We start from the raw sequence: 21,420 nt of genomic DNA, 5'->3' as shown, positions 1-21,420 counted from the left end.
GGCGCATTCCTTTTGGTTAACGAATCACTTCTTTGCAGCATCGGCAGCGGCGACTTTCTTGTCAGCCACTGCGGCTTTTGCTGGGGCAGTCTTTTTCGCCGGGGTCGCGGTTTTAGCCGGTGCCTTCTTGGCTGGAGCCTTGGCGGCTTTCTTGGCCGGGGCTTTTTTCGCAGCAGGCACAGCCGCTTTTTTCGCCGCAGGTGCAGGCGTGACAGGCTTGACCACTGGCTTGACGTCCTGGGCAGCGACCAGGCGAACGGGCGCCGGAGCCGGCATGTTGTACTTGCTCAGCAACGCGACCATGGTGTTTTGCGGAGTCACCAGCAATTCCACACGACGGTTCAAGGCGCGACCTTCGTTGCTGTCGTTGGCTGCACGAGGGGCTTCACCGCCCATGCCGCGCAGCATCAGGCGATCACGCTGCAAACCGCTGAGGCGGAAGATCGCAGCGACGGCTTGCGCACGCTCCTGGCTCAGTTTGACGTTGGCCGGTGCGGCGCCCGAGGTATCACTGTGACCCAGTACCAGGACGGCGGTCTTAGGATCGACTTCCAGGATTTTCGCGACGCGAGTGAACGGGCCTAGGGTCACGGGCAGCAACATGGCCGGACGGTCCGGGTTGAACGAGCCTTCTACCGGCGCGGTCACGACCAATACGTTTTCACGACGCTCAAGTTGCAGATTGCTGTCCTTGATCGCTTCACGCAGGCGCGGCTCGTAGTCGTCGAGCCAGGCTTGAGTGACTTTAGGATCCGGCATCGGCACGGCTTTGGCGGTGGGTTGATCTTTACCCCCGAACGGCCACCACCACTTTCCACCGGCTTCAGCTTCAGCCTTGGCCACTTCGACAGGCTTGGCTTCGGGTTTTACTTCGGGCTTTTTGTCGAGCGCTTCATCGGAGCCGAACGGCCAGTACCAAGGGTTGGAACTTTCAGCTTTGGTCACTGGAGCCGCGGCGGCCGTTTTCAAAGGGGCTGGGGTCGGGGCCGGAGCCGGCTCTTTCGCCGCGACTTTGTCGGAGGAGCCGAACGGCCACCAGCTGCTGCCATCCGAATCACTTTGTGGGGTCTGTGCACAACCGGTGATCGCGACACACAGGGCCAAGGCAAGGGTGGTTTTATTGAATGACATTGGATATCCACAAAAATGAAATCATAAAAAATCAGGCCGGCGTGACCGGATAAACAGACGGTTGGAAACCATAATGGCTTTCGGGTTCCGGCCCTGGAGCCCGAGAGTGCGTATTACAGACAAGTGGCCAGTACCCGCGCAAGCTTCTGCGCGCGCGGATCCATCAAGACGTAAGGCCCCAGTGTATTTGTCACAAATCCGAAGGCCACATCATGTTCCGGGTCGGCAAAACCGATGGAGCCGCCAGCGCCCGGATGGCCGAATGCCCGCGGGCCGAGGCCGTAGGTCGCATTGGGAACGTCCGGTTGATCGAGCATGCAACCCAGGCCAAAACGGGTCCGGGTCAATAAAGTCTTGTCTTCGCCAAGGCTGTGTTCGCGGGTGAGCTCCTCGAGCATTTCGCTTTCCAGCAGGCTGCCATCAAGCAGGCCGGCGTAGAAACCAGCAAGGCTACGGGCGTTACCGTGGCCATTGGCGGCGGGTTGTTGCATCCGGCGCCATTCGGGTTTGTTGGTGCTGGTCATGATCGACGGCGGGTTAGTGAAGGCCCGGGTGGTCATGGCGGTCGGCTCGCGCATAGTCACTTGCAGCAAGCGCTGGGCCGCCGCATCGCCAACGTTGCCCTTGCCGCGGGCGATGTGCGCCACGCGATGGAACTCTTCGTCCGCCAGGCCCACATGGAAATCCAGCCCTAACGGCTTGGCGACCCGCGCCACAATCGATGAGCCCGGCCCACGACCGTCGGCACGGCGCAGCAACTCGCCCACCAGCCAGCCATAGGTGATTGCCGCGTAACCGTGGCCTTCGCCCGGTGTCCACCACGGCGTTTCGGCAGCAAGGGCATCGACCATGGTGTACCAGTCGTAGAGCGCTTCGGGTGCCAGCAACTCGCGCAGTGCCGGCAGACCGGCCTGATGGCAGAGCAACTGGCGCAAGGTGACGGAGTCTTTGCCGGCAGCGGCGAATTCGGGCCAGTAGCGCGCCACCGGGGCATCCAGTTGCAACTTGCCTTCGGCCACCAATTGCAGGGCGGTGACGGCAGTGAAGGTCTTGGTGCAGGAGAACAGGTTGGCGATAGTGTCGCTGTGCCAGGCTTCAAGGCCATCCTTGTCGGCGGTACCGGCCCAGAGGTCGAGGACGGTTTCACCACCGACCCGGATGCACAACGCCGCACCACGTTCCTGAGGATCGTCGAACAGCGCCGCGAACGCTTCACGCACTGCTTCGAACTTAAGCTCGTAATGACCCTGAATCTGCACCCGCAACTCCCCGGACTATCGTTCTACAAAGTGGCCCGCATTGTTCCAGCCATTGAAGGTTTTGGGAACAGGCGTGAGCCGGGCGGTCGGTTGCCCATGGATTGGATCAGAAATTTGTCGTCAGGCTCGCTCCCCAAGGATCACGCAGGACCATGGTGGGAGCGAGCCTGCTCGCTAAAAACGATAACGCGGTCGAGCAGGACTCAGTGACCGTTGGCCGAATGGCCGCCGGCATGGCCCACGCCTTTGCCCGCATCACCTTTTTTACCGCCCTCGCCTTCATGGCTGGCTTTATCCGCTTCAGCCTTGGCCTTCTCAGCCTCCTTGCCCAACTGGTCAACGGTCGCCAGGTTGCTCTTGCGCACGCTGTCGACAAAGCCCTGGAACGGCAGATCGGTAATGCCCACCAGGCCAAAGTGACCGTTCTCGCCATCCAGCAGACGTCCGGTCACCGGTTGATCGAGGTACTGGAACCAGTGCACGCCGACAATCGACGGTTCGCTCAGCGCCTGTTTGAGGAAGTTGGCATAAGCCGGGCCACGGTCTTCTTCCTTGGCCAACTGCGTCACGCCGCCCCAGAAAGGACCGCGATCAGCGGAGCCGAAGTTGAACTCGGTGATCAGCACCGGTTTGTCCAGGCTGCGCAATTTGGCGAAGTCATAGCCGTCTTGCGGTTGCAGGGTGTACATGTTGAAGCTCAGTACGTCGCAATACTGGGCGCAGGACTCAACGGCTTCCGGGGTGCTGGTGGCGAAGCGACCGCCCAGCAGCAACTGGTTCGGTGCGTGCCACTTGAGCGAATCGGAAAGGGTCTTGAAGTAGGTATCGGCGAAGACCTTCTGGAAGTATTTGAAATCAGCCTCGATTTCCGGGTGTTCGGCGCTCGGCAGCGGCGGCACGAAACCCGGGTCTTCCATCAATTCCCAGGCCGGCAAGTCGATGCCCCAGGCCTTGGAAAGGCCGGCCTGATTGCGGTACTTGTCGCGCAACTGCTTGAGAAACGCCCGTTTGGCCGGCACGTCGGTGGTCATTTTCAAGGTGCCGTAGGCCAGTGCGTAACGGGCTTTCGGATCGTCGCCGGGGCCGGCCCAGGCCAGTTCGTTGTCGGCGAAGTAACCGATCAGCCAGGGATCGTCGCGATGGTCGCGGGCGGCGATGGCCACGGCGCGTTCGGTGGCCATGGCGAAGCGTGGGTCGAACGGGTCGGGCATGCCGCCCCACCAATCGGTGCCGGTGCTGATGCTGGCGTAATCGCCGACGATCGACAGCGGCAAGGTGTACGGCACACGGTCAGCATTGGCCAGCGCCGGAGCGCTCCAGTTGCCGACCGTGTTGAAACCCCAGGCTTGCAGGCGATCCAGGGTATGGCTGGCCCAGCGTTGTTCATCAACCACGGCTTTGCAGGGTTCAGCAGGTTTTTGCTCGACGGCTTTGGCGACGGTCGCTTCCTCCGCGCCGGTCTTGGCGGCTTCGGCGACGCCGGATTCGGCAGTCGTAGGTGCGACAGGTTGCTCGGCGGCCTTGTCGGTCGTGGCCTCGACCGCATCAGCCTTGGCTGCTTCGGCGACACCGGCCTTGGTGTCGCTGCCCAGCGCGCACGGTTCGCCGTACAGGCGCTGCAAGTTAGCGCCATAGAAATCGTACCAGCGACCGGCGTTATAACCACGGCCCTGATCGGCGCCGTTGCCACCACGGTTGTCGCCTTCGCCATAATGACTGGCCAAGGGTTCTTCCGGTTTTGGCAGGGATTCAAACATCCACTCGCGGCCGGCGATGTAGGTCTGGTTGACGTTCGGGGTAACGGTATTGACCCCCAGCGAATAGAACGGATGCCCTTCCGGGGTCACCAGGTACCAGCGACCGTCACGTTTTTCCGTGCGGAAAAAACCGCTGGCCTTGAACGTCGGGCCTTTGTTCCAGCCGCCGAACTTATCCAGGGATAACTTCTGGCGCTCGGCGAGCCAGGTTCTGGTTTGTTGCTGTTCTTTGGCGGCGGCGCTTTTCAGTTGCTCATCGCTACCGACCTTCTCCGGCCATTTGGCCCGGGTCGATTGACCGTAGGCGTCCACCAGGCCGCCGTATGCCGCCTTGGTCACCGCTTCACCGTCCTGCACGCCAAAGCGCTCAAGCAAGATACTTTGGGCTACTTTCGGCTGATCCATCGACAACGTCACCGACACCACCTGGCTGCGATCCAACTCACCGGCGCTGCTGGCCAGCAATACCCGTTGGCCGTCAAACGTCATCGGCATCGGCGGCCCGGCCTTCATGCCCTGGCTCAGCGGCGAACTCGGTTGCAGCGGCACCAGCAAGGTCTGCGCCGGTCCCGCGGGCAAGTCGACGCGACTGATCAGGGTCTTGCCATCGTTGCTCTGGATTTTCACGTACAGGGTCACGGCCCAGTCCATCGCGCTCTGAATGCGCAAGCTCATGACACCTGACTGGGACCAGTCCCAGGCGCCGGTTTGCGGGGTCAGACGCAAGGTCGGTTGCGCCACCGGGTTGAACGTCACCCGACGCAGCACTTCACCTTCGGCCGTTTGCTCCGCATTGGATTGCGGCAGGCTGGCATCTTGAGTTGCCACCTGGACCACATCGGCGGGGCGCACAAAGTTGAACAGCGTCTGTTGGCCGGCAGGGGCTGCCAGCAAAGGGGCTGCGAACATCAGGGCGAAAACAGCAGGCAACGAACAGCGAATCATAGGAACGTGTTTCTCCCGAACGACCCTCAATGGGCCAATGGAAAGGTGGTGGCTGAACGATAGACAACGCGGTGGGCAAAAAAGCCCACCGGTGTTTCAGGAAATTTCGCGACGGAATGGCGGCAATGCGTTGAGGATTGCTTTGCCGTAACGCTGGGTGACCAGACGTCGATCCAGCAGGGTAATGGTGCCGCGGTCTTCTTCGGTACGCAGCAAGCGGCCGCAGGCCTGGACCAGTTTCAGCGAAGCGTCGGGCACGGAGATTTCCATGAACGGATTGCCGCCACGGGCTTCAATCCATTCGGCCAGGGCCGCTTCGACCGGGTCGTCGGGCACCGAGAACGGAATCTTCGCGATCACCACGTGCTCGCAATACGCACCGGGCAAGTCGACCCCTTCGGCAAAACTCGCCAGGCCGAACAGCACGCTGGAGTCTCCGCCATCAACACGCGCCTTGTGCTTGTTCAGGGTTTCCTGTTTCGACAGGTTGCCTTGAATGAACACTTGCTTGCGCCAGTCACGGTCCAGGCCGTCGAACACGTCCTGCATCTGTTTGCGCGAGGAGAACAGCACCAGGGTGCCGCGCGAACCTTCCACCAAGGCTGGCAAGTCACGGATGATCGCGGCGGTGTGGGCCGGTGCGTCACGCGGGTCGGCTTTCAGGTCCGGCACCCGCAACACACCGGCGTCGGCGTGATGGAACGGGCTCGGGACCACGGCAGTCACGGCTTTTTTTGGCAGGCCGGCACGCATGCGGAAACGGTCGAAGGTGCCGAGCGCGGTCAGGGTCGCCGAAGTCACCAGTGCGCCATAAGCGACGTTCCACAGGTTGCGCCGGAGCATTTCCGCGGCGAGGATCGGGCTGGCGTTGACCTCGATGTCGAACAGCGAACCGCTTTCGGCCAGGGTCAGCCAGCGGGCCATGGGCGGATTGTCTTCCGGGTCTTCAGCGGTGAACGCGACCCACAATTCCCAGTTGCCCGAAGAACGGGACAACAGGCTGCCGAACAGCGGATACCACTCTTCGGCCTGGTTGCTGGCGATGCCGATATTGACCTCGCCGTCCATGCCTTCCTTGAGCAGTTCGGTGAGCCGGGTGAACAGGTCGGTCAGACGGGCATAGCCCTTCTTCAGCTCGACGCCCATTTCGCGCATGTGCTCGGGAATCACCCCGCCGACGAAACGATGTCGCGGCCGTTCGCGGCCTTCGACGTCTTCGCCGGGCTTGAAATCGGCCACCTGCTCGCACGCGGTGAACATGAACTGCTGCTGGGTCTTGATCTCTCGAGCCAGCTCCGGCACCTGCTCGATCAACTTGCCCAGGTCACCCGGCAGCGGATGCTGGGCCAGTAGTTTGGTGAGGTTCTTGGCAGTGGTTTCCAGCCAGTCGGCGGTGGAACGCAGGCGCGTGTAGTGGGCGAAATGGCCGATGGCCTTGTCCGGCAGGTGGTGGCCTTCGTCGAATACGTAAATGGTATCGCGCGGGTCCGGCAGCACGGCGCCGCCGCCCAACGCCAGGTCTGCCAGGACCATGTCGTGGTTGGTGACAATCACGTCAACCTTGCCCATGCCTTCGCGGGCCTTGTAGAAGGCGCACTGGCCGAAGTTGGGGCAATGACGGTTAGTACACTGGCTGTGATCGGTGGTCAGGCGCGCCCAGTCGGCGTCTTCCAGGGCAGTGGACCAACTGTCGCGGTCGCCGTCCCATTTATTGCCGGCGAGCTTCTCGATCATGCTGGTGAAGAGCTTCTGGCTGGCCTCATCGACCTCGATCTTGAAACCTTCTTCTTCGAACAGCTGAGCCGTGGCGGTTTGCGCGTGACCTTCCTGGAGCAACATGTCGAGCTTGGACAGGCACATGTAGCGCCCGCGCCCCTTGGCCAGGGCGAAGCTGAAATTCAGCCCGCTGTTGCGCATCAGGTCGGGCAAATCCTTGTAGACGATCTGCTCTTGCAGGGCCACGGTGGCCGTGGCGATGACCAGGCGTTTGCCGGCGGCCTTGGCGGTGGGTATCGCCGCCAGGCTGTAGGCCACGGTTTTACCGGTACCGGTGCCGGCTTCCACCGCGACAATCGCGGGGTCGCCACTGCGCCGGCCTTCGTCGTCGGTGTCGATGTCACCGAGGACTTTGGCAATTTCGGCGATCATCAGGCGTTGGCCGTAGCGCGGTTTGAGGCTCTTGGCTTCAAGAAAACGCGAGTAGGCGCCCTGGATCGTGGTTTTGAGTTCGGTGCTGATCATGGATTGTCGGGCGCAAAAAACGCTGGATAAATTTTCAGTGGTTCGTATGGGCCGCTATCATACCCCGCTAATTAATCCCGCGCAGAACGGAGTACCTCAATGACACCTTTTGGCATCGTTTACACCCTGCACGTCCTGTCCGCCCTGGTGTGGGTCGGCGGTATGTTTTTCGCCTGGATGGTCTTGCGGCCTGCAGCGATGAAGGCGCTGGAGGGGCCTGCCCGCTTGAAGCTGTGGGTGGAAGTGTTTCAAGGTTTTTTCCGCTGGGTCTGGGTCGCGGTGGTGCTATTGCCGATCAGTGGCGTGGGCATGATTCATCTGCAATACGCCGGGTTTGAGGCGGCGCCGCGGTATGTGCAGGTGATGATGGGCTTGTATGTGGTGATGACCGCGCTGTTTATCCGGATTCAAGCGTTGCTGCTGCCAGAGTTGCGCACGGCGGTGGGCGCACAGGATTGGCCGACCGGGGCTGCGACGCTGGGGAAGATTCGCAAGTTGGTGGGGATCAATTTGATTGTCGGGTTGGTGCTGGTGGCGATTGCTGCGGCCAGACCGATGTTCTAAAGCAAACAGTACAACTGTGGCGAGGGAGCCCCGCTGGGTTGCGAAGCGGCCCCAAAACAGGACTGCTGCGCAGTCCAGCGGGAGCCAGCTCCCTCGCCACAGGATCTCGGTCGTTCTTACAACCTTTGAACGGTCACCGAACCCGCCGCACCCGCAGGCCCCGGCTGTCCATCAACCCCAGGACGACCGCTTTTGCCGCCATCGGCCTCGTAAACGAGGCAGCCCTTGGCCTTGCCGCCCGCGCCCGGCTTGCCGCCAGGCCCCGCGATGCCACCGGCACCACCCGCCACCTGAACCTTGATCTGTTCAACCGGATAATCCCGTGGCACTTCCAGCCTGACCAGCGCCCCCGGCGCCCCCGGCTGACCATCACTGCCATTGCTGCCATCGGCACCGCGGCCGGCCTGGCCCCATGTGCAACCCGGCGCCTGACCGTTGGCCCCATCGAGGCCGACAAAACCTGGCGCGCCCGCGCCACCGCGAGCGTCTACCGACAACAGCGGTGCATTCAGTGCCTTGATCTGCAAATTCAGGTTGCGTCCGGAGCGAGCGGCCTTGAGGTAAGTCCCCGGCGCCCCACGAGCCGTGATCTGGCTGCCTTCAGACAATTCGGCACGACTGACTTTCAATTCCAGTACCTGTTCACTTGGCACGATGGCGATCCGCGCCTCACGCCCCAGATGCAATTCTCCGACGGTGACTTCGGTCACGTTCGAAGGAATCAACAAAGTGCCGTAATCGGCGACTTCCAGGCGTTCAAGCTGCAAGGTGCTGGCGGTGTTGGGCAGGCGCATCAATGAATTGGTTTCGACACTGACCACCTGGGCGCAGGCCAATGGGCTGATGAGTGCGGCGAGCAGACAGAGTTTACGCATGGGAAGCCTTCGATACGGTCGGAGACGGGAGGGTTTGCAGGTGGAATACGCCGAAAAACAGGATCTTCAAGCGATCACGCCAAGGGTGGGCGCGACCTCTGAGGCTGCGGAAACAGAACACCGCCTCAAGCAGATGAAGAGACGCCAACACGCCGCCAGCCAGATTGACCAGCAGGTGCAACGGATTGACAAACGGCATCAGCAGATTGACCAGCACCACCAGCCAAAACAGCAGGGTCAACAACTTCCCCAGCCCCCAAAACACCTTCATACGCCCCCCGTTGAGAATTATTCTTTGCGCGCACAGTAACGGCTTCCGCGAGGGATAAGCCAGAGGGCAACAGAAAATTCTTCATGAAGGCCGCCGAATGGCCGTCGAATCAACAGCCACTGTTGTCCGACGGCTCTATTTCGGGACTTAGCGATTAATGTGTAACTCCACCCTACGGTTTTTCGCGCGTCCTTCATCCGTTTCGTTGTCGGCCAACGGCTGGCTTTCGCCTTTGCCTTCGCTGGTGAGTTTGCTCGGCGCAATGCCCTGGCTCAACAGATAAGCAGCCACACTGCTGGCGCGACGCTCCGAAAGTGCCTGGTTGTATTCATCCGAACCGACGCTGTCGGTATGACCGATCACCTTGATGCTCACCACATCGGCGAATTGCAGTTTGGACATCAGCGAATCCAACTGACTCTGCGCGGCGGGACTCAGGTCAGACTTGTTGAAGGCAAACAGCACGTCGCTGGGCAGAGTGATGACTTCGGGCTCCACTACTTCGACAGGTTTCACGCTGGCCGGGTACTGCGGCAGCGGACAACCATGATGTTCGACAGGCGTATTGGCCGGGGTATCGGGGCAACGATCACGCCGATCGAAAACGCCGTCTTCGTCCTCATCGCCATCCTGGGCGTAACAGATCAAGCCACCGGTCAAGATACCGAGTGCTGCGCCACCGCCTGCCCAGCCGGCACTTTCAATCGCGCCCAGACCGCCGCCGACCAGTCCGCCGATGAGGCTGCAGATCGGCCAGGTACGTTGATTGAGAGGGGCGGTGCCATCGCTGTGAGTGGCGCAACCGGTCAACAGGCTGCCTAGCAGCAGAACCGGCAAGACGGTCCTTGTGAGAACGCTCATTGTGAAAGCTCCTGTGTTACCGGCCCATACCGGTTACACAGGAGTAAAGACCCGCATCCGCGACTGCACAAGCCGCGGAGCGGATGGGACTTAGCGGTTGATTTTGATTTCCGTGCGACGGTTCTGCGCACGGCCGTCAGCGGTTTTGTTATCGGCCACCGGCTGGCTTTCACCGGCACCGGTCACAGACACGAAGCTGCTGCGTGGCACGCCTTGCTGGATGAGGTATTCAACCACCGAGTGAGCACGCTTATCCGACAGTTTCTGGTTGTAGGCATCACTGCCCACGCTGTCGGTATGGCCGGTCACGGTCAATTGAGCGGTGGAGGCTTCCTGTTTCAGGCGCGTGGCGATTGTGTTGAGTACATCTTTATCGGAAGGCGTGAGTGTGGCTTTGTCGAACTGGAAGTGGACATCGCGGATGACAATGACTTCTTCCTTGACCACCACGACTTCTTCGACCATTGGCGCAGGTACCGGTGGAGGGCAGCCGTCGGCATCGACCTTCACGCCTCGAGGCGTACCCGGACACTTGTCGCGACTGTCCGGCACACCATCGCCGTCTTCGTCGCCATCGCCATGCACCCAGCAATAAGCCGCGGCGAAACTGCCGACGGCCAGCGCGCCATACCCCGCCCATGCCGTACTCTCGGTCGCACCGAGACCCGCACCGATGACACCACCGACCCCTGCACAGGTCGGCCAGTCGGTTTTCTGCAAACCTGCGCAACCAGTCAACACACTGGTTAGCAGAACCAAGGGTAATGCTGTCCGAACTATGCTCATCTAGTTTTCTCCTGAGGGATCGGCTTGAAACCGATTCAGGGAGTAAAGACCGGAGTTTTAATCTCCGCCAGCAATAGGCCACCGCTGTTTAGTCACGTATTCACGGCCGTTCGCCGATTTTGGTGCAAACCCGCTCTAGGCCCGCACGTTTGGGCAGGCTAGTCTTGGTGCTCTTTTTGAGGAACTCTGATGATTGCAGGTATTTCTTCGCGCACGCCCCAGCAGGCGTTGGCCGCTTTGCTTGATCGATACGCCCCCGCGCGCCTGTTGTTGATCGGCGCCAGCGAATTCCCCGCACTTGAGGCGTTCAAGCTTGCGCACCCGGACAGCTGCGTGGCGCATGCGGCACCGGGTGCACTGCCGGCCGAACTGGCGGCGCGCCGCTTTGATCTGGCGCTGGTGGTCGATTGCCTTGAACACCTGCCAAAGCGTGACGGTCTGAATCTTTTAGGCGGGATCCGTAATCTGAATGCCAGCCGCATTGCGGTGCTGGCGGATTTGCCGGCCAGCGGCTGGCAGGAGACGGATTTCTTTTCCCTGGCCTTGCAAGCCAGTGAACGCTTCCAGCGCGATGAACAAGTGCTGACGCTGTTCACCTACGATCTGCTTGACTATAAACAGGTGCCCGACTGGCTCAACTCGCGGTTCTGGGCCAATCCGGAAAACTTCGGGAAATATTGGTGGTAACGCAATGAGTACATCCATTTGCCCTTGCGGCAGCGGCACCCTGCTCGATGCCTGCTGCGGCCATTACCATGCCGGGCATCCGGCGCCGTGCGCCGAAGCCTTGATGCGCTCGCGCTACAGCGCCTATGTGCTGGGTTTGATCGACTATCTGGTGGCAACCACCCTGCCCGCGCAACAGGCCGGCCTGGATCGTCAGTCCATCAGCGACTGGAGCGCGCAAAGCACCTGGCTGGGTCTGGAGGTGGAAAGCTCCGAGGTATTGGGCGGTCAACCGGAACACGCATTCGTCACGTTCACCGCACGCTGGCATGACGGTGGGGGTGAACACAGCCACCGTGAGCGCTCCTCGTTCGTGCAGAACTCCGGGCACTGGTACTTCATCGACCCCACCGTGCCACTCAAGGCCGGACGCAACGATGCCTGCCCGTGCGCCAGCGGGCAGAAATTCAAGAAGTGTTGCGCGGGGTATTTCGGCGCGTGAGGTGATTCCAAAGGGCTAGACTGGGTTCTAGGGAGAAACACGACCATGATCACCCGGCGCCTTGCACTTTTTCTCTTCACCTCGCTCCTCTTTCTGGGGCTCGGCGGCTGCGCGTCCTGGTTCGGAGACGATCTGCCGGACCCGCAGGTGCACCTGGTGAAGGTTGAAGTGGTCCGCGCCAAACTGCTGGAGCAGAAATTCATCCTGCACTTTCGCGTCGACAATCCCAATGACAACGACCTGACAGTGCGCGGCCTCGAGTACCGTATTCACTTGGGCGACATGCTGCTGGCCGAAGGCGAGCATGAACACTGGTTCACGGTCGGCCCCAAACGCAGTGCCTATTTCAAGGTGCCGATCCGCACCAACCTGTGGCCCAAGGTGCGGGACCTGGTGAAAATGCTGAAAAAACCCGATCAGCCCATCCCCTATCGTCTGGAAGGTGAAATGGAAACCGGTTTATTCATCGCGCACTACGTGCACCTGGCGCGCAATGGCGTGATAATCCCCGCCGATTTAATTCCGGAGCAAAACCGATGACCCAGCAACCCCATGTCCATGGCCCTGACTGCAACCACGATCATGACCATCACGACCACCATGATCACGACCACGGCCATGTCCACGGCCCGAACTGCGGCCACGCCCACCAGGAACCGGTGCGCAACACCCTGAAAGATGTCGGCCGCAACGACCCTTGCCCATGCGGCAACGGCAAGAAATTCAAGAAGTGCCACGGCGCTTGATGCTTCGGGCGAAGAACTTCTTCGCCGCTTGAATCGACTTCGCGAGCAAGCCCGCTCCCACATTGGTTCTGTGCGCGCATCCCCCCTGTGGGAGCGACGGTGCGTCGCTCCCGCAGGGAACTCAGCCAGCCTTCAATATCTGTGCAGTACTCACGACCGTCGCATATTCTCCGTGCAAATTCCCCAGCGACATCGCATGCACTTCCTCGGCTGAGTGCGCATGGCCAAAATAATCGGCCTTGTCGAACGTAAAGCACGCATCCTCCGCCACCCACGCGTCAAATCCCAGGTTCCCGGCCGTTCGCGCCGTGGACTCCACCGAGTTATGGGTCGCAACGCCCACGATGATCAACTGCTCGATCCCCGCCTCGCGCAAACTCGCCTCCAGCCCGGTCGCACAAAATGCATCCGGTACCTGTTTCTGAATCAGTTGTTCGCCGGCCAGGGGCATGAAGCGTTCCTGAAACTCAACGCCTGCTTGCTGCGGCCAGAACACCGATTCCGGTGAACGGGACAGGTGCTGCACATGAATCACCGGCCGTCCGGTTCGCCGCCAATACGCCAGCAAATCGACAATCCGTTCCTCGGCCTGAGGATTATTTCGGCGCCCGAGCCGGGGCTGCAAGATGCCTTTTTGTTGGTCGATGATAATCAGTGCTGCGTTGGTCTTAAGCTCCATGCCGACTTTTCTCACAACAGGTCATTGAATTTCAGGCACTTCAGCATCACTTCCGCTTACAGGCAAGATTGTGTTTATCGGACAAATCCTGAAATAACCTGACACCCTGCTTGCGCGCCCTCCTCCTGCTCACTAACGTAGCGCCTTTAATGACGCTACCCCCCCGCAGGAGCTTTGCCATGGCCTCGCCAGCCCTTACACATTTTCTTCCCCGGTTCGGCGTTGCCGCAGCAGTGGCCGGTGTTTTGAGCCTGACCGGTTGTCAGACCTGGAACACTCAGGACACCCTCCCGCCGACCACCGGCGTACAGCCGCTCAAGGGCCTGGCGCAGAACGTTTCGGTGCGCCGCAATGCCATGGGCATGCCGCTGATCGAAAGCAACAGCTTCCACGACGCCCTGTTCGCCCTCGGCTACGTCCACGCCAGCGACCGCATCACGCAAATGGTCACCTTGCGCCTGTTGGCCCAGGGCCGTTTGTCAGAGATGTCCGGTTCGGACCTGCTGGACGCCGACCGCTACATGCGCGCCGTCAATCTGAAGAAAAGCGCGGGCGAGTTGTACAAGGCATCGTCGCCGCGCCTCAAACGCTTCTTCGAAGTCTATGCGCGCGGCGTCAACGCCTACCTGTTCCGTTTCCGCGACAAGCTGCCGGCCGACCTCGCCGCCAGCGGTTACAAGCCTGAATACTGGCAACCGGAAGACTCGGCGCTGATTTTCTGCCTGCTGAACTTCAGTCAGTCGGCCAACCTGCCGGAAGAAATCAACGCGCTGATGCTGGCCCAGACCGTCACCACGGACAAACTCGGGTGGCTGACGCCGTCCGCCCCCGACGAAAAACTGCCGCTGGGCGAAGCTGAAAAACTGCAGGGCATCAAGCTCAATGGCGCCATCCCGGGCCTGACGCAAATCAGCAAAGCCACCGGGCAACTGTCCGACCTGAATCTGCTGGGCGCCACCTCGTCGAACAACTGGGCCATCGGCCGGCAACGCAGCCGCAGTGGCAAAAGCCTGCTGGCCAGCGACAGCCATGGGCCTTTGGGTGTGCCGTCGTTGTTCAGCTACGTGCAGATTCGCGCACCGAAGTACCAGGCCTCTGGCGTGACGATTGCCGGTTTGCCCATGGTGCTCGGCGGTTTCAACGGCAAAGTGGCGTGGAGCATGACCTCGGTCATGGGCGACAACCAGGACCTGTTCCTGGAAAAAATCAAACGCCAGGGCAATGGACTGACCTATGAAGTCGGTGGCAAATGGCAGCCGGCGATCGTGCGCAACGAAACCTACTTCGTCAAAGGCCAGCGGCCGATTCGCGAAGTGGTGTACGAAACCCGCCACGGTCCTTTGCTCAACAGCGCCCAGGGCATGACGCTGGCCAATGGTTTCGGCCTGGCTTTGCAGACGCCGAATTTCACCGACGATAAAACCCTGGACGCGTTTTTCGACCTGTCCCGGGCACAGACCGTCGAGAAAGCCTCGGACGCCAGCCGTGAAATCCGCGCCATCGCCTTGAACCTGGTGTTCGCCGACGCCAGCAACATCGGCTGGCAAGTCACCGGGCGTTACCCGAACCGTCGCGAAGGCGAAGGCCTGCTGCCGTCGCCGGGCTGGGAAGGTCGCTACGATTGGGACGGCTACGCCGACCCGATGCTCCACCCGTATGACCAGGACCCGGCCCAAGGTTGGCTCGGCACTGCCAACCAGCGGGTCATTCCCCATGGCTACGGCATGCAGCTGTCCAATTCCTGGTCGGCTCCGGAACGTGGCGAACGCCTGGCCGAACTGGCGGGTGTGGGCAAACACGACACGCGCAGCGTGATCGCGATGCAATACGACCAGACCACGACGTTCGCCGCCAAACTGAAAAAAATGTTTGAAGCGCCGGGCATGGCCCAGCCGCTCAAACAAGCCATCGAAGCCCTGCCGGTTGCCGATCGCGGCAAGGCTCGCGAGGCGTACACCCGCTTGATGGCCTTCGACGGCAAACTCAGCCCGACCTCTGCGGATGCGGCGATCTACGAGTTGTTCCTGCAGGAAAGCACCAAACAGATCTTCCTCGACGAACTGGGCCCGGAAAGCAGCCCGGCGTGGAAAGCCTTTATCGCCAACGGCAAGTTGTCCTACGCGGCTCAGGCCGATCACTTGCTGGGCCGTGAAGACAGTCCGTTCTGGGATGACGCACGCACGCCGCAGAAAGAAGACAAGCCGGCAATCCTCGCTCGCAGTCTGGCGGCGGCGATCAGCGCCGGTGACAGTCAATTGGGCGGCGATCACAAAGCCTGGCAGTGGGGCAAGTTGCACCGCTATGAGTGGAAGAATGCCAGCGGCCAGACCGTGCGCGGTCCGCTCGCGGCCGGCGGCGATCACACGACGCTGAACACGGCGGCCTTCACCTGGGGTCAGGACTTCAACACGACGCTGGCGCCAGCCATGCGCTTTATCGTGGACTTCAGCCAGGCAGAACCGCTGATGGGGCAGAACAGCACCGGTCAGTCCGGCAACCCGGCGAGCCCGCACTACCTCGACAGCATTGATCCATGGCTGAAGGGGCAATACATGAGCCTGCCGATGCAACCGCAGAACTTTGACAAGGTGTACGGCAAGACACGGTTGACCCTGACACCCGGCAAGTAACCCCTTTCGACTGATCGTTCCCACGCTCTGCGTGGGAATGCCTCTAGGGACGCTCCGCGTCCAGTGGCGCGGAGCGTCACGGGCTGCATTCCCACGCAGAGCATGGGAACGATCAGCGCGCGAAAATCGATAGAACTTCTCGCTTCGCGCCAACCTCATAGCTAACAAGCCCCCCCCCATTTTGGTAACAACATGGATCTTGTTATCGCGCGCCCTGAAGGTTTGTACTGCCCCGCCGGCGATTTCTATATTGACCCGTGGCGGCCGGTCGAGCGTTCGGTCATCACGCACGCCCATGGCGACCATGCCCGCACAGGCAACCAGCATTACCTGGCGGCCGCGCCCGGTGAAGGGATTTTGCGTGCGCGACTGGGCCAGGACATCAGCCTGCAAACCCTGCCCTATGGCGAGCGCTTGCAGCACCACGGCGTCACCCTGAGTTTTCACCCTGCCGGCCACGTCCTCGGCTCCGCCCAGGTGCGCCTGGAATATGGCGGCGAAGTCTGGGTCGCCTCGGGGGATTACAAGATCGAGCCCGACGGCACCTGCGCGCCCTTCGAGCCGGTGCGCTGCCACACCTTCATCACCGAGTCGACCTTCGGCCTGCCAATCTATCGCTGGCAACCCCAGGCGCAGATCTTTGGCGAGATCAATCAGTGGTGGCAGGCCAATGCCGCCGCCGACAAAACCAGCGTGCTGTTCTGCTATTCCTTCGGCAAGGCCCAGCGCATTCTCCATGGCATTGACGCCAGCCTCGGCCCCATTCTGGTGCATGGCGCGGTGGACCCGCTGAACCGGGTGTACCGCGAGAGCGGCGTTTATATACCGCCGACGATCTACGCCGGCGACGTGCAAAAGAGCGATCCGATGATGCGCAAGGCGCTGGTCATCGCCCCGCCATCGGCTGGCGCCAGCAACTGGATGCGCCGGTTTGGCGACTACAGCGACGGCTTCGCCAGCGGCTGGATGCGATTACGCGGCACGCGGCGCAGACGCGGCGTGGACCGTGGCTTTGTATTGTCCGACCACGCCGACTGGCCCGGCCTGCTCTGGGCCATCGAACAAACCGGCGCCGAACGGGTCATGGTCACCCACGGTTCGGTGGCGGTGCTGGTGCGGCATCTGCGCGAACAGGGCCTTGATGCCATGGGTTTCAGCACCGAATACGGCGACGATGAGGAAGACAACGCGGCCGTCGAAACCGAGCACGCCGAGGTGGCGACATGAAGGCCTTCGCCGAGCTGTATGCCGAACTCGACGCCACCACGTCAAGCAATGCCAAACTGGCCGCGATGCAGGCTTACTTCGCCAAGGCGGCCCCCGAAGATGCGGCGTGGGCGGTGTACTTTTTGTCCGGAGGGCGACCTCGGCAGCTGGTGCCGGTGCGCGTGCTGCGTGAGCTGGCCGTCGAGTTTTCCGGCCTTGAGCCCTGGCTGTTCGAAGAAAGTTATCAGGCGGTTGGCGATCTGGCGGAAACCATTTCGCTGGTCCTGCCTGAAACCCTGCACAGCTCCACCGACGGGCTGGCGGTGTGGATTGAAGACAAGCTGCTGCCCCTGCGTGGCGAATCCCCGGAAGTCCTCGCCGCACGATTGCCCGCACTCTGGGCACAACTGGACCGTCACAGCCTGATGCTTTGCATCAAACTCATTACCGGCAGTTTCCGCGTCGGCGTCTCCAAACTGCTGGTGACGCGAGCCCTGGCAGCCATGGCCGGACTCGACAGCAAACGCGTGGCCCAGCGGCTGGTCGGGTACACCGACCTGTCCAATCGCCCGAACGCCGTCAGTTACCTGAAATTGATCGCGGCCGAATCGCCCGACGAACATGCCCAGCGAGGTGGTCAGCCTTACCCGTTTTTCCTGGCCCATGCCCTGTCACAACCGGTCGAGCAATTCGAAGCCGTGCTCGGCCCGGCCAGCCAGTGGCAAGTGGAATGGAAGTGGGACGGCATCCGCGCCCAAGTGATCAAGCGTGACGGGCGCCTGTGGGTCTGGTCACGCGGCGAAGAACTGGTAACCGAGCGTTTCCCCGAACTCGACAGCCTGTTGCACGGACTGCCTGACGGTACAGTGATCGACGGTGAAATCGTCGCCTGGAAGGCCCCTCGCCCCAACACTGACGATGCCTTCAATCCACAATCGCCGTCCGCTCCGGCGGTGCTGCCCTTCGCACTGTTGCAACAGCGGATCGGCCGCAAAACCCTGGACAGGAAAATTCTCGAAGAAGTGCCGGTGGTGGTCCTCGCCTACGATTTGCTGGAATGGCAAGGCGAGGACTGGCGCAGCCAGCCTCAGGCCAGGCGCCGCGATCAGCTGGATCAACTGATCGCCACCTGCAACAACCCGGTATTACTTCCCTCCCCGGTGCTGACCGGCGAAGACTGGTTCGACCTCGCCAGACAACGTGAGGCCTCCCGCAGCCTCGGTGTCGAGGGCATGATGCTCAAGGCCCGGGATGCGCTGTATGGCGTCGGCCGGACCAAGGACATGGGTGTCTGGTGGAAATGGAAAGTCGACCCCTTCAGCGTCGATGCGGTGCTGATTTATGCGCAGCGCGGCCATGGTCGCCGGGCGAATCTCTACAGTGATTACACCTTCGCAGTCTGGGATGGCCCGCCGGACGCCAGCGAACGCACCCTGGTGCCTTTCGCCAAAGCCTATTCAGGGCTGACCGACGAGGAAATGCGCCAGGTCGACAGCATCGTGCGCAAAACCACGGTGGAGAAGTTCGGGCCGGTGAGCAGTGTGAAACCGAGCCTGGTGTTTGAGCTGGGGTTCGAGGGTATTGCCCTGTCGAAACGCCACAAGAGCGGGATTGCCGTGCGGTTTCCGCGGATGTTGAGGTGGCGGCAGGACAAGTCAGTGGAAGAAGCCGACAACCTCGCAACGCTGCAAGATTTGTTGGGCTGAAAGAACTTTGTGGCGAGGGAACTTGCTCCCGTTCGGCTGCGAAGCCGTCGCAAATTTTCTACAGCGGGACCGCTTCGCGCTCCAGCGGGAGTAAGCTCCCTCGCCACAGGACTCGCGTCTCCACGACCTGATTTGGTGCGGCTATTTTCCGATGCCCGATTCCGTGCACAAATCCCCTATTGCCATTTCTTGTATCACCTTTTAAAACGCTTGTTCGGGACTCTGGTTCGGAAATTGCTACTTTCAATGGGTCTTACGCTTTCCAGTAACAATAATTCTGCGCCACAAGCGCTCATATTGGTTCTTAGGGATTGAATAATGAAAAAAGCATTGCTGACCCTTTCTGCACTGGCGTTGTGCATGGCTGCTGGCTCCGCCATGGCAAAGGAATACAAAGAACTGCGTTTTGGCGTTGACCCTTCCTATGCTCCGTTCGAATCGAAAGCGGCCGACGGCAGCCTGGTGGGCTTTGACATCGATCTGGGGAACGCGATCTGCGCCGAGCTGAAGGTCAAGTGCAAATGGGTCGAAAGCGATTTCGACGGCATGATTCCGGGCCTCAAGGCCAATAAATTCGACGGTGTGATCTCTTCGATGACCGTCACCCCGGCCCGCGAAAAAGTCATCGACTTCTCCAACGAACTCTTCTCCGGCCCAACCGCCTATGTATTCAAGAAGGGTTCCGGCCTGAGCGAAGACGTCGCTTCTCTGAAAGGCAAGACTGTCGGTTACGAGCAAGGCACCATCCAGGAAGCGTACGCCAAGGCCGTGCTGGACAAGGCCGGCGTGAAGACCCAGGCCTATCAGAACCAGGATCAGGTGTATTCCGACCTGATGTCGGGTCGTCTCGACGCTGCGATCCAGGACATGCTGCAAGCCGAACTGGGCTTCTTGAAGTCGCCAAAGGGCGAAGGCTACGAAGTCAGCAAGCCGGTTGACAGCGAATTGCTGCCGGCCAAAACAGCTATCGGTATCTCTAAAGGTAACAAAGACCTCAAAGAGCTTTTGAATAAAGGTATCAAAGCGTTACACGACGATGGCACCTACGCCACCATTCAGAAGAAACACTTTGGCGATCTGAATCTGTACAGCGGCAAATAATGCCCGGCGCCCATCTTGCGATGGGCGCTTTTTTCACCCGATCAGGTTGCTGATTTATGTTCGAAAACCTATTACAAAACCTGGGGCTCTCAGCCTTCAGCCTCAAGGGCTTCGGTCCGTTGCTGATGGAAGGCACCTGGATGACCATCAAATTATCGGCATTGTCGCTGCTTTTGGCCGTATTGCTCGGCCTGCTCGGCGCCACCGCCAAACTGTCAAAAGTCAAACTGGTGCGGGTAGCGGCCCAGATCTACACCACGCTGATTCGCGGCGTGCCGGACCTGGTGCTGATGCTGCTGATTTTCTACAGCCTGCAAACCTGGCTGACGTCGTTTACCGATTTCATGGAATGGGAATACATCGAGATCAACCCGTTCAGCGCCGGGGTCATCACCCTGGGCTTCATCTATGGCGCGTATTTCACCGAAACCTTCCGCGGGGCGATTCTCGCCGTGCCTCGGGGCCAGGTCGAAGCGGCTACCGCGTATGGCCTCAAACGTGGCCAGCGCTTTCGAATCGTGGTGTTCCCGCAGATGATGCGCTTTGCCCTGCCGGGTATCGGCAACAACTGGATGGTGATGCTCAAGGCCACCGCGCTGGTGTCGATCATCGGCCTCGCCGATTTGGTCAAAGCAGCGCAGGACGCCGGTAAGAGCACCTATCAACTGTTTTACTTCCTGGTGCTTGCCGCGCTGATTTACCTGCTCATCACAAGCGCTTCCAACTTCGTCCTGCGCTGGCTCGAACGCCGCTACGCCGCCGGTTCCCGGGAGGCCGTACGATGATCGAACTCTTGCAGGAATACTGGAAACCCTTCCTTTATACCGACGGCTACAACATCACGGGCCTGGCCATGACTCTGTGGCTGCTGACCGCCTCGATCGTCATCGGTTTCCTGGTGTCGATCCCGCTGTCCATCGCCCGGGTCTCGCCGCACTTCTACATTCGCTGGCCGGTGCAGTTCTACACCTACCTGTTCCGCGGCACACCGCTGTATATCCAGTTGCTGATTTGCTACACCGGCATCTACAGCCTGGCCGCCGTGCGCGCCCAACCGGTGCTGGATGCGTTCTTTCGCGATGCGATGAACTGCACGATCCTGGCGTTCGCCCTGAACACCTGCGCCTACACCACGGAGATTTTCGCCGGGGCGATCCGCAGCATGGCCCACGGTGAAGTCGAAGCGGCCAAGGCCTACGGCCTGACAGGCTGGAAGCTGTATGCCTACGTGATCATGCCGTCGGCCCTGCGTCGCTCGTTGCCTTATTACAGCAACGAAGTGATTCTGATGCTGCACTCGACCACCGTGGCGTTCACCGCGACCATCCCGGACATCCTGAAAGTCGCGCGGGACGCCAACTCGGCGACCTTCCTCACCTTCCAGTCGTTCGGCATCGCTGCGCTGATCTACCTGACCGTTACCTTCGCGCTGGTCGGCCTGTTCCGCCTCGCCGAACGCCGATGGCTGGCGTTCCTCGGGCCGACCCACTAGGA

20 protein-coding genes are annotated in these 21,420 nt (G+C 60.8%); 11 read left to right on the top strand and 9 right to left on the bottom strand.

Annotation, left to right across the window (positions count from 1 at the left end; genetic code table 11):
- Positions 1-24: 24 nt before the first annotated feature.
- The 4 genes from FBY01_RS10470 to dinG all read right to left on the bottom strand — a co-directional run bounded on the left by FBY01_RS10470 (position 25) and on the right by dinG (position 7,333).
- Positions 25-1,131 carry an OmpA family protein gene (locus FBY01_RS10470; RefSeq protein ID WP_145307499.1) on the bottom strand — a complete coding sequence of 369 codons (1,107 nt, stop codon included), beginning with the start codon at positions 1,129-1,131 and terminating at the stop codon, positions 25-27.
- A gap of 113 nt (positions 1,132-1,244) precedes the next feature.
- Positions 1,245-2,390 carry an EstA family serine hydrolase gene (locus FBY01_RS10465; RefSeq protein WP_010462617.1) on the bottom strand — a complete coding sequence of 382 codons (1,146 nt, stop codon included), beginning with the start codon at positions 2,388-2,390 and terminating at the stop codon, positions 1,245-1,247.
- Between the two features lie 203 nt (positions 2,391-2,593).
- On the bottom strand, positions 2,594-5,092 hold the full coding sequence (locus tag FBY01_RS10460) for a beta-galactosidase (RefSeq protein ID WP_145307501.1): 2,499 nt from the start codon (positions 5,090-5,092) through the stop codon (positions 2,594-2,596).
- A gap of 96 nt (positions 5,093-5,188) precedes the next feature.
- A complete protein-coding gene (dinG, locus tag FBY01_RS10455; protein ID WP_077749573.1) occupies positions 5,189-7,333 on the bottom strand; it encodes an ATP-dependent DNA helicase DinG in 2,145 nt (714 codons plus the stop codon).
- 99 nt (positions 7,334-7,432) lie between these two features.
- Here dinG and FBY01_RS10450 point away from each other — a divergent pair, with 99 nt between their 5' ends.
- A complete protein-coding gene (locus tag FBY01_RS10450; RefSeq protein WP_083374886.1) occupies positions 7,433-7,897 on the top strand; it encodes a CopD family protein in 465 nt (154 codons plus the stop codon).
- A gap of 116 nt (positions 7,898-8,013) precedes the next feature.
- Here the strand turns inward: FBY01_RS10450 and FBY01_RS10445 are convergent, their stop codons facing one another.
- The 4 genes from FBY01_RS10445 to FBY01_RS10430 all read right to left on the bottom strand — a co-directional run bounded on the left by FBY01_RS10445 (position 8,014) and on the right by FBY01_RS10430 (position 10,690).
- Positions 8,014-8,772, bottom strand: a complete 759-nt coding sequence (locus FBY01_RS10445) for a collagen-like protein (protein ID WP_145307503.1) — start codon at positions 8,770-8,772, stop codon at positions 8,014-8,016.
- Positions 8,765-9,043, bottom strand: coding sequence for a DUF1145 domain-containing protein (locus FBY01_RS10440; RefSeq protein WP_145307505.1), 279 nt, complete (start codon positions 9,041-9,043; stop codon positions 8,765-8,767). Before FBY01_RS10440 ends, FBY01_RS10445 begins: the two co-directional genes overlap by 8 nt.
- A gap of 147 nt (positions 9,044-9,190) precedes the next feature.
- On the bottom strand, positions 9,191-9,904 hold the full coding sequence (locus FBY01_RS10435) for an OmpA family protein (protein ID WP_010462630.1): 714 nt from the start codon (positions 9,902-9,904) through the stop codon (positions 9,191-9,193).
- 90 nt (positions 9,905-9,994) lie between these two features.
- Entirely contained in the window at positions 9,995-10,690 is a 696-nt protein-coding gene (locus FBY01_RS10430; RefSeq protein WP_145307507.1) for an OmpA family protein, read from the bottom strand.
- 189 nt (positions 10,691-10,879) lie between these two features.
- Between FBY01_RS10430 and FBY01_RS10425 the strand changes: the two genes are divergently transcribed.
- The 4 genes from FBY01_RS10425 to FBY01_RS10410 are packed head-to-tail and all read left to right on the top strand — an operon-like array spanning position 10,880 to position 12,604.
- The gene (locus FBY01_RS10425) at positions 10,880-11,377 is read left to right on the top strand and encodes a DUF6231 family protein (protein WP_010462634.1); all 498 of its coding nucleotides are present in this window, start codon (positions 10,880-10,882) and stop codon (positions 11,375-11,377) included.
- A gap of 4 nt (positions 11,378-11,381) precedes the next feature.
- Complete coding sequence (locus FBY01_RS10420; RefSeq protein ID WP_145307508.1) at positions 11,382-11,858, top strand: YchJ family protein; 477 nt, start codon at positions 11,382-11,384, stop codon at positions 11,856-11,858.
- A 45-nt stretch (positions 11,859-11,903) separates the two neighbouring features.
- Complete coding sequence (locus FBY01_RS10415; RefSeq protein WP_145307510.1) at positions 11,904-12,398, top strand: LEA type 2 family protein; 495 nt, start codon at positions 11,904-11,906, stop codon at positions 12,396-12,398.
- The gene (locus FBY01_RS10410; protein ID WP_145307512.1) at positions 12,395-12,604 is read left to right on the top strand and encodes an SEC-C metal-binding domain-containing protein; all 210 of its coding nucleotides are present in this window, start codon (positions 12,395-12,397) and stop codon (positions 12,602-12,604) included. Before FBY01_RS10415 ends, FBY01_RS10410 begins: the two co-directional genes overlap by 4 nt.
- 121 nt (positions 12,605-12,725) lie before the next feature.
- On the opposite strand, the gene FBY01_RS10405 is transcribed toward FBY01_RS10410, so the two are convergent.
- Entirely contained in the window at positions 12,726-13,283 is a 558-nt protein-coding gene (locus FBY01_RS10405) for a cysteine hydrolase family protein (protein WP_145307514.1), read from the bottom strand.
- Between the two features lie 179 nt (positions 13,284-13,462).
- Here FBY01_RS10405 and FBY01_RS10400 point away from each other — a divergent pair, with 179 nt between their 5' ends.
- From FBY01_RS10400 to FBY01_RS10375, 6 genes are all read left to right on the top strand, one after another.
- Positions 13,463-15,913, top strand: coding sequence for a penicillin acylase family protein (locus FBY01_RS10400; RefSeq protein WP_145307516.1), 2,451 nt, complete (start codon positions 13,463-13,465; stop codon positions 15,911-15,913).
- Between the two features lie 192 nt (positions 15,914-16,105).
- The gene (locus tag FBY01_RS10395; protein ID WP_145307518.1) at positions 16,106-17,140 is read left to right on the top strand and encodes a ligase-associated DNA damage response exonuclease; all 1,035 of its coding nucleotides are present in this window, start codon (positions 16,106-16,108) and stop codon (positions 17,138-17,140) included.
- The gene (locus FBY01_RS10390; protein WP_145307520.1) at positions 17,137-18,825 is read left to right on the top strand and encodes an ATP-dependent DNA ligase; all 1,689 of its coding nucleotides are present in this window, start codon (positions 17,137-17,139) and stop codon (positions 18,823-18,825) included. The genes FBY01_RS10395 and FBY01_RS10390 overlap by 4 nt, the downstream gene beginning before the upstream one ends.
- 318 nt (positions 18,826-19,143) lie before the next feature.
- Positions 19,144-19,926 carry a transporter substrate-binding domain-containing protein gene (locus tag FBY01_RS10385; RefSeq protein ID WP_010462646.1) on the top strand — a complete coding sequence of 261 codons (783 nt, stop codon included), beginning with the start codon at positions 19,144-19,146 and terminating at the stop codon, positions 19,924-19,926.
- 56 nt (positions 19,927-19,982) lie between these two features.
- Positions 19,983-20,711, top strand: coding sequence for an ABC transporter permease (locus tag FBY01_RS10380; RefSeq protein ID WP_145307522.1), 729 nt, complete (start codon positions 19,983-19,985; stop codon positions 20,709-20,711).
- Positions 20,708-21,418 (top strand): ABC transporter permease, encoded by a 711-nt coding sequence (locus FBY01_RS10375; RefSeq protein WP_077750283.1) that lies wholly within the window; start codon positions 20,708-20,710, stop codon positions 21,416-21,418. Before FBY01_RS10380 ends, FBY01_RS10375 begins: the two co-directional genes overlap by 4 nt.
- The last annotated feature ends 2 nt before the right edge of the window (positions 21,419-21,420 follow it).

Origin of the sequence: Pseudomonas sp. SJZ077 (assembly GCF_007993905.1) — a bacterium.
GTDB lineage: Bacteria > Pseudomonadota > Gammaproteobacteria > Pseudomonadales > Pseudomonadaceae > Aquipseudomonas > Aquipseudomonas mandelii.
Note: the sequence above shows the minus strand (reverse complement) of the source record. Positions and strands in the feature narration are given on the sequence as shown.

Bases quoted from the DNA above. Each gene is read 5' to 3' on its own strand.
- FBY01_RS10470 (WP_145307499.1), bottom strand. From the start codon at position 1,131: ATGTCATTCAATAAAACCACCCTTGCCTTGGCCCTGTGTGTCGCGATC.
- FBY01_RS10460 (WP_145307501.1), bottom strand. From the start codon at position 5,092: ATGATTCGCTGTTCGTTGCCTGCTGTTTTCGCCCTGATGTTCGCAGCC.
- dinG (WP_077749573.1), bottom strand. From the start codon at position 7,333: ATGATCAGCACCGAACTCAAAACCACGATCCAGGGCGCCTACTCGCGT.
- FBY01_RS10450 (WP_083374886.1), top strand. From the start codon at position 7,433: ATGACACCTTTTGGCATCGTTTACACCCTGCACGTCCTGTCCGCCCTG.
- FBY01_RS10445 (WP_145307503.1), bottom strand. From the start codon at position 8,772: ATGCGTAAACTCTGTCTGCTCGCCGCACTCATCAGCCCATTGGCCTGC.
- FBY01_RS10440 (WP_145307505.1), bottom strand. From the start codon at position 9,043: ATGAAGGTGTTTTGGGGGCTGGGGAAGTTGTTGACCCTGCTGTTTTGG.
- FBY01_RS10435 (WP_010462630.1), bottom strand. From the start codon at position 9,904: ATGAGCGTTCTCACAAGGACCGTCTTGCCGGTTCTGCTGCTAGGCAGC.
- FBY01_RS10430 (WP_145307507.1), bottom strand. From the start codon at position 10,690: ATGAGCATAGTTCGGACAGCATTACCCTTGGTTCTGCTAACCAGTGTG.
- FBY01_RS10425 (WP_010462634.1), top strand. From the start codon at position 10,880: ATGATTGCAGGTATTTCTTCGCGCACGCCCCAGCAGGCGTTGGCCGCT.
- FBY01_RS10420 (WP_145307508.1), top strand. From the start codon at position 11,382: ATGAGTACATCCATTTGCCCTTGCGGCAGCGGCACCCTGCTCGATGCC.
- FBY01_RS10415 (WP_145307510.1), top strand. From the start codon at position 11,904: ATGATCACCCGGCGCCTTGCACTTTTTCTCTTCACCTCGCTCCTCTTT.
- FBY01_RS10410 (WP_145307512.1), top strand. From the start codon at position 12,395: ATGACCCAGCAACCCCATGTCCATGGCCCTGACTGCAACCACGATCAT.
- FBY01_RS10405 (WP_145307514.1), bottom strand. From the start codon at position 13,283: ATGGAGCTTAAGACCAACGCAGCACTGATTATCATCGACCAACAAAAA.
- FBY01_RS10400 (WP_145307516.1), top strand. From the start codon at position 13,463: ATGGCCTCGCCAGCCCTTACACATTTTCTTCCCCGGTTCGGCGTTGCC.
- FBY01_RS10395 (WP_145307518.1), top strand. From the start codon at position 16,106: ATGGATCTTGTTATCGCGCGCCCTGAAGGTTTGTACTGCCCCGCCGGC.
- FBY01_RS10390 (WP_145307520.1), top strand. From the start codon at position 17,137: ATGAAGGCCTTCGCCGAGCTGTATGCCGAACTCGACGCCACCACGTCA.
- FBY01_RS10385 (WP_010462646.1), top strand. From the start codon at position 19,144: ATGAAAAAAGCATTGCTGACCCTTTCTGCACTGGCGTTGTGCATGGCT.
- FBY01_RS10380 (WP_145307522.1), top strand. From the start codon at position 19,983: ATGTTCGAAAACCTATTACAAAACCTGGGGCTCTCAGCCTTCAGCCTC.
- FBY01_RS10375 (WP_077750283.1), top strand. From the start codon at position 20,708: ATGATCGAACTCTTGCAGGAATACTGGAAACCCTTCCTTTATACCGAC.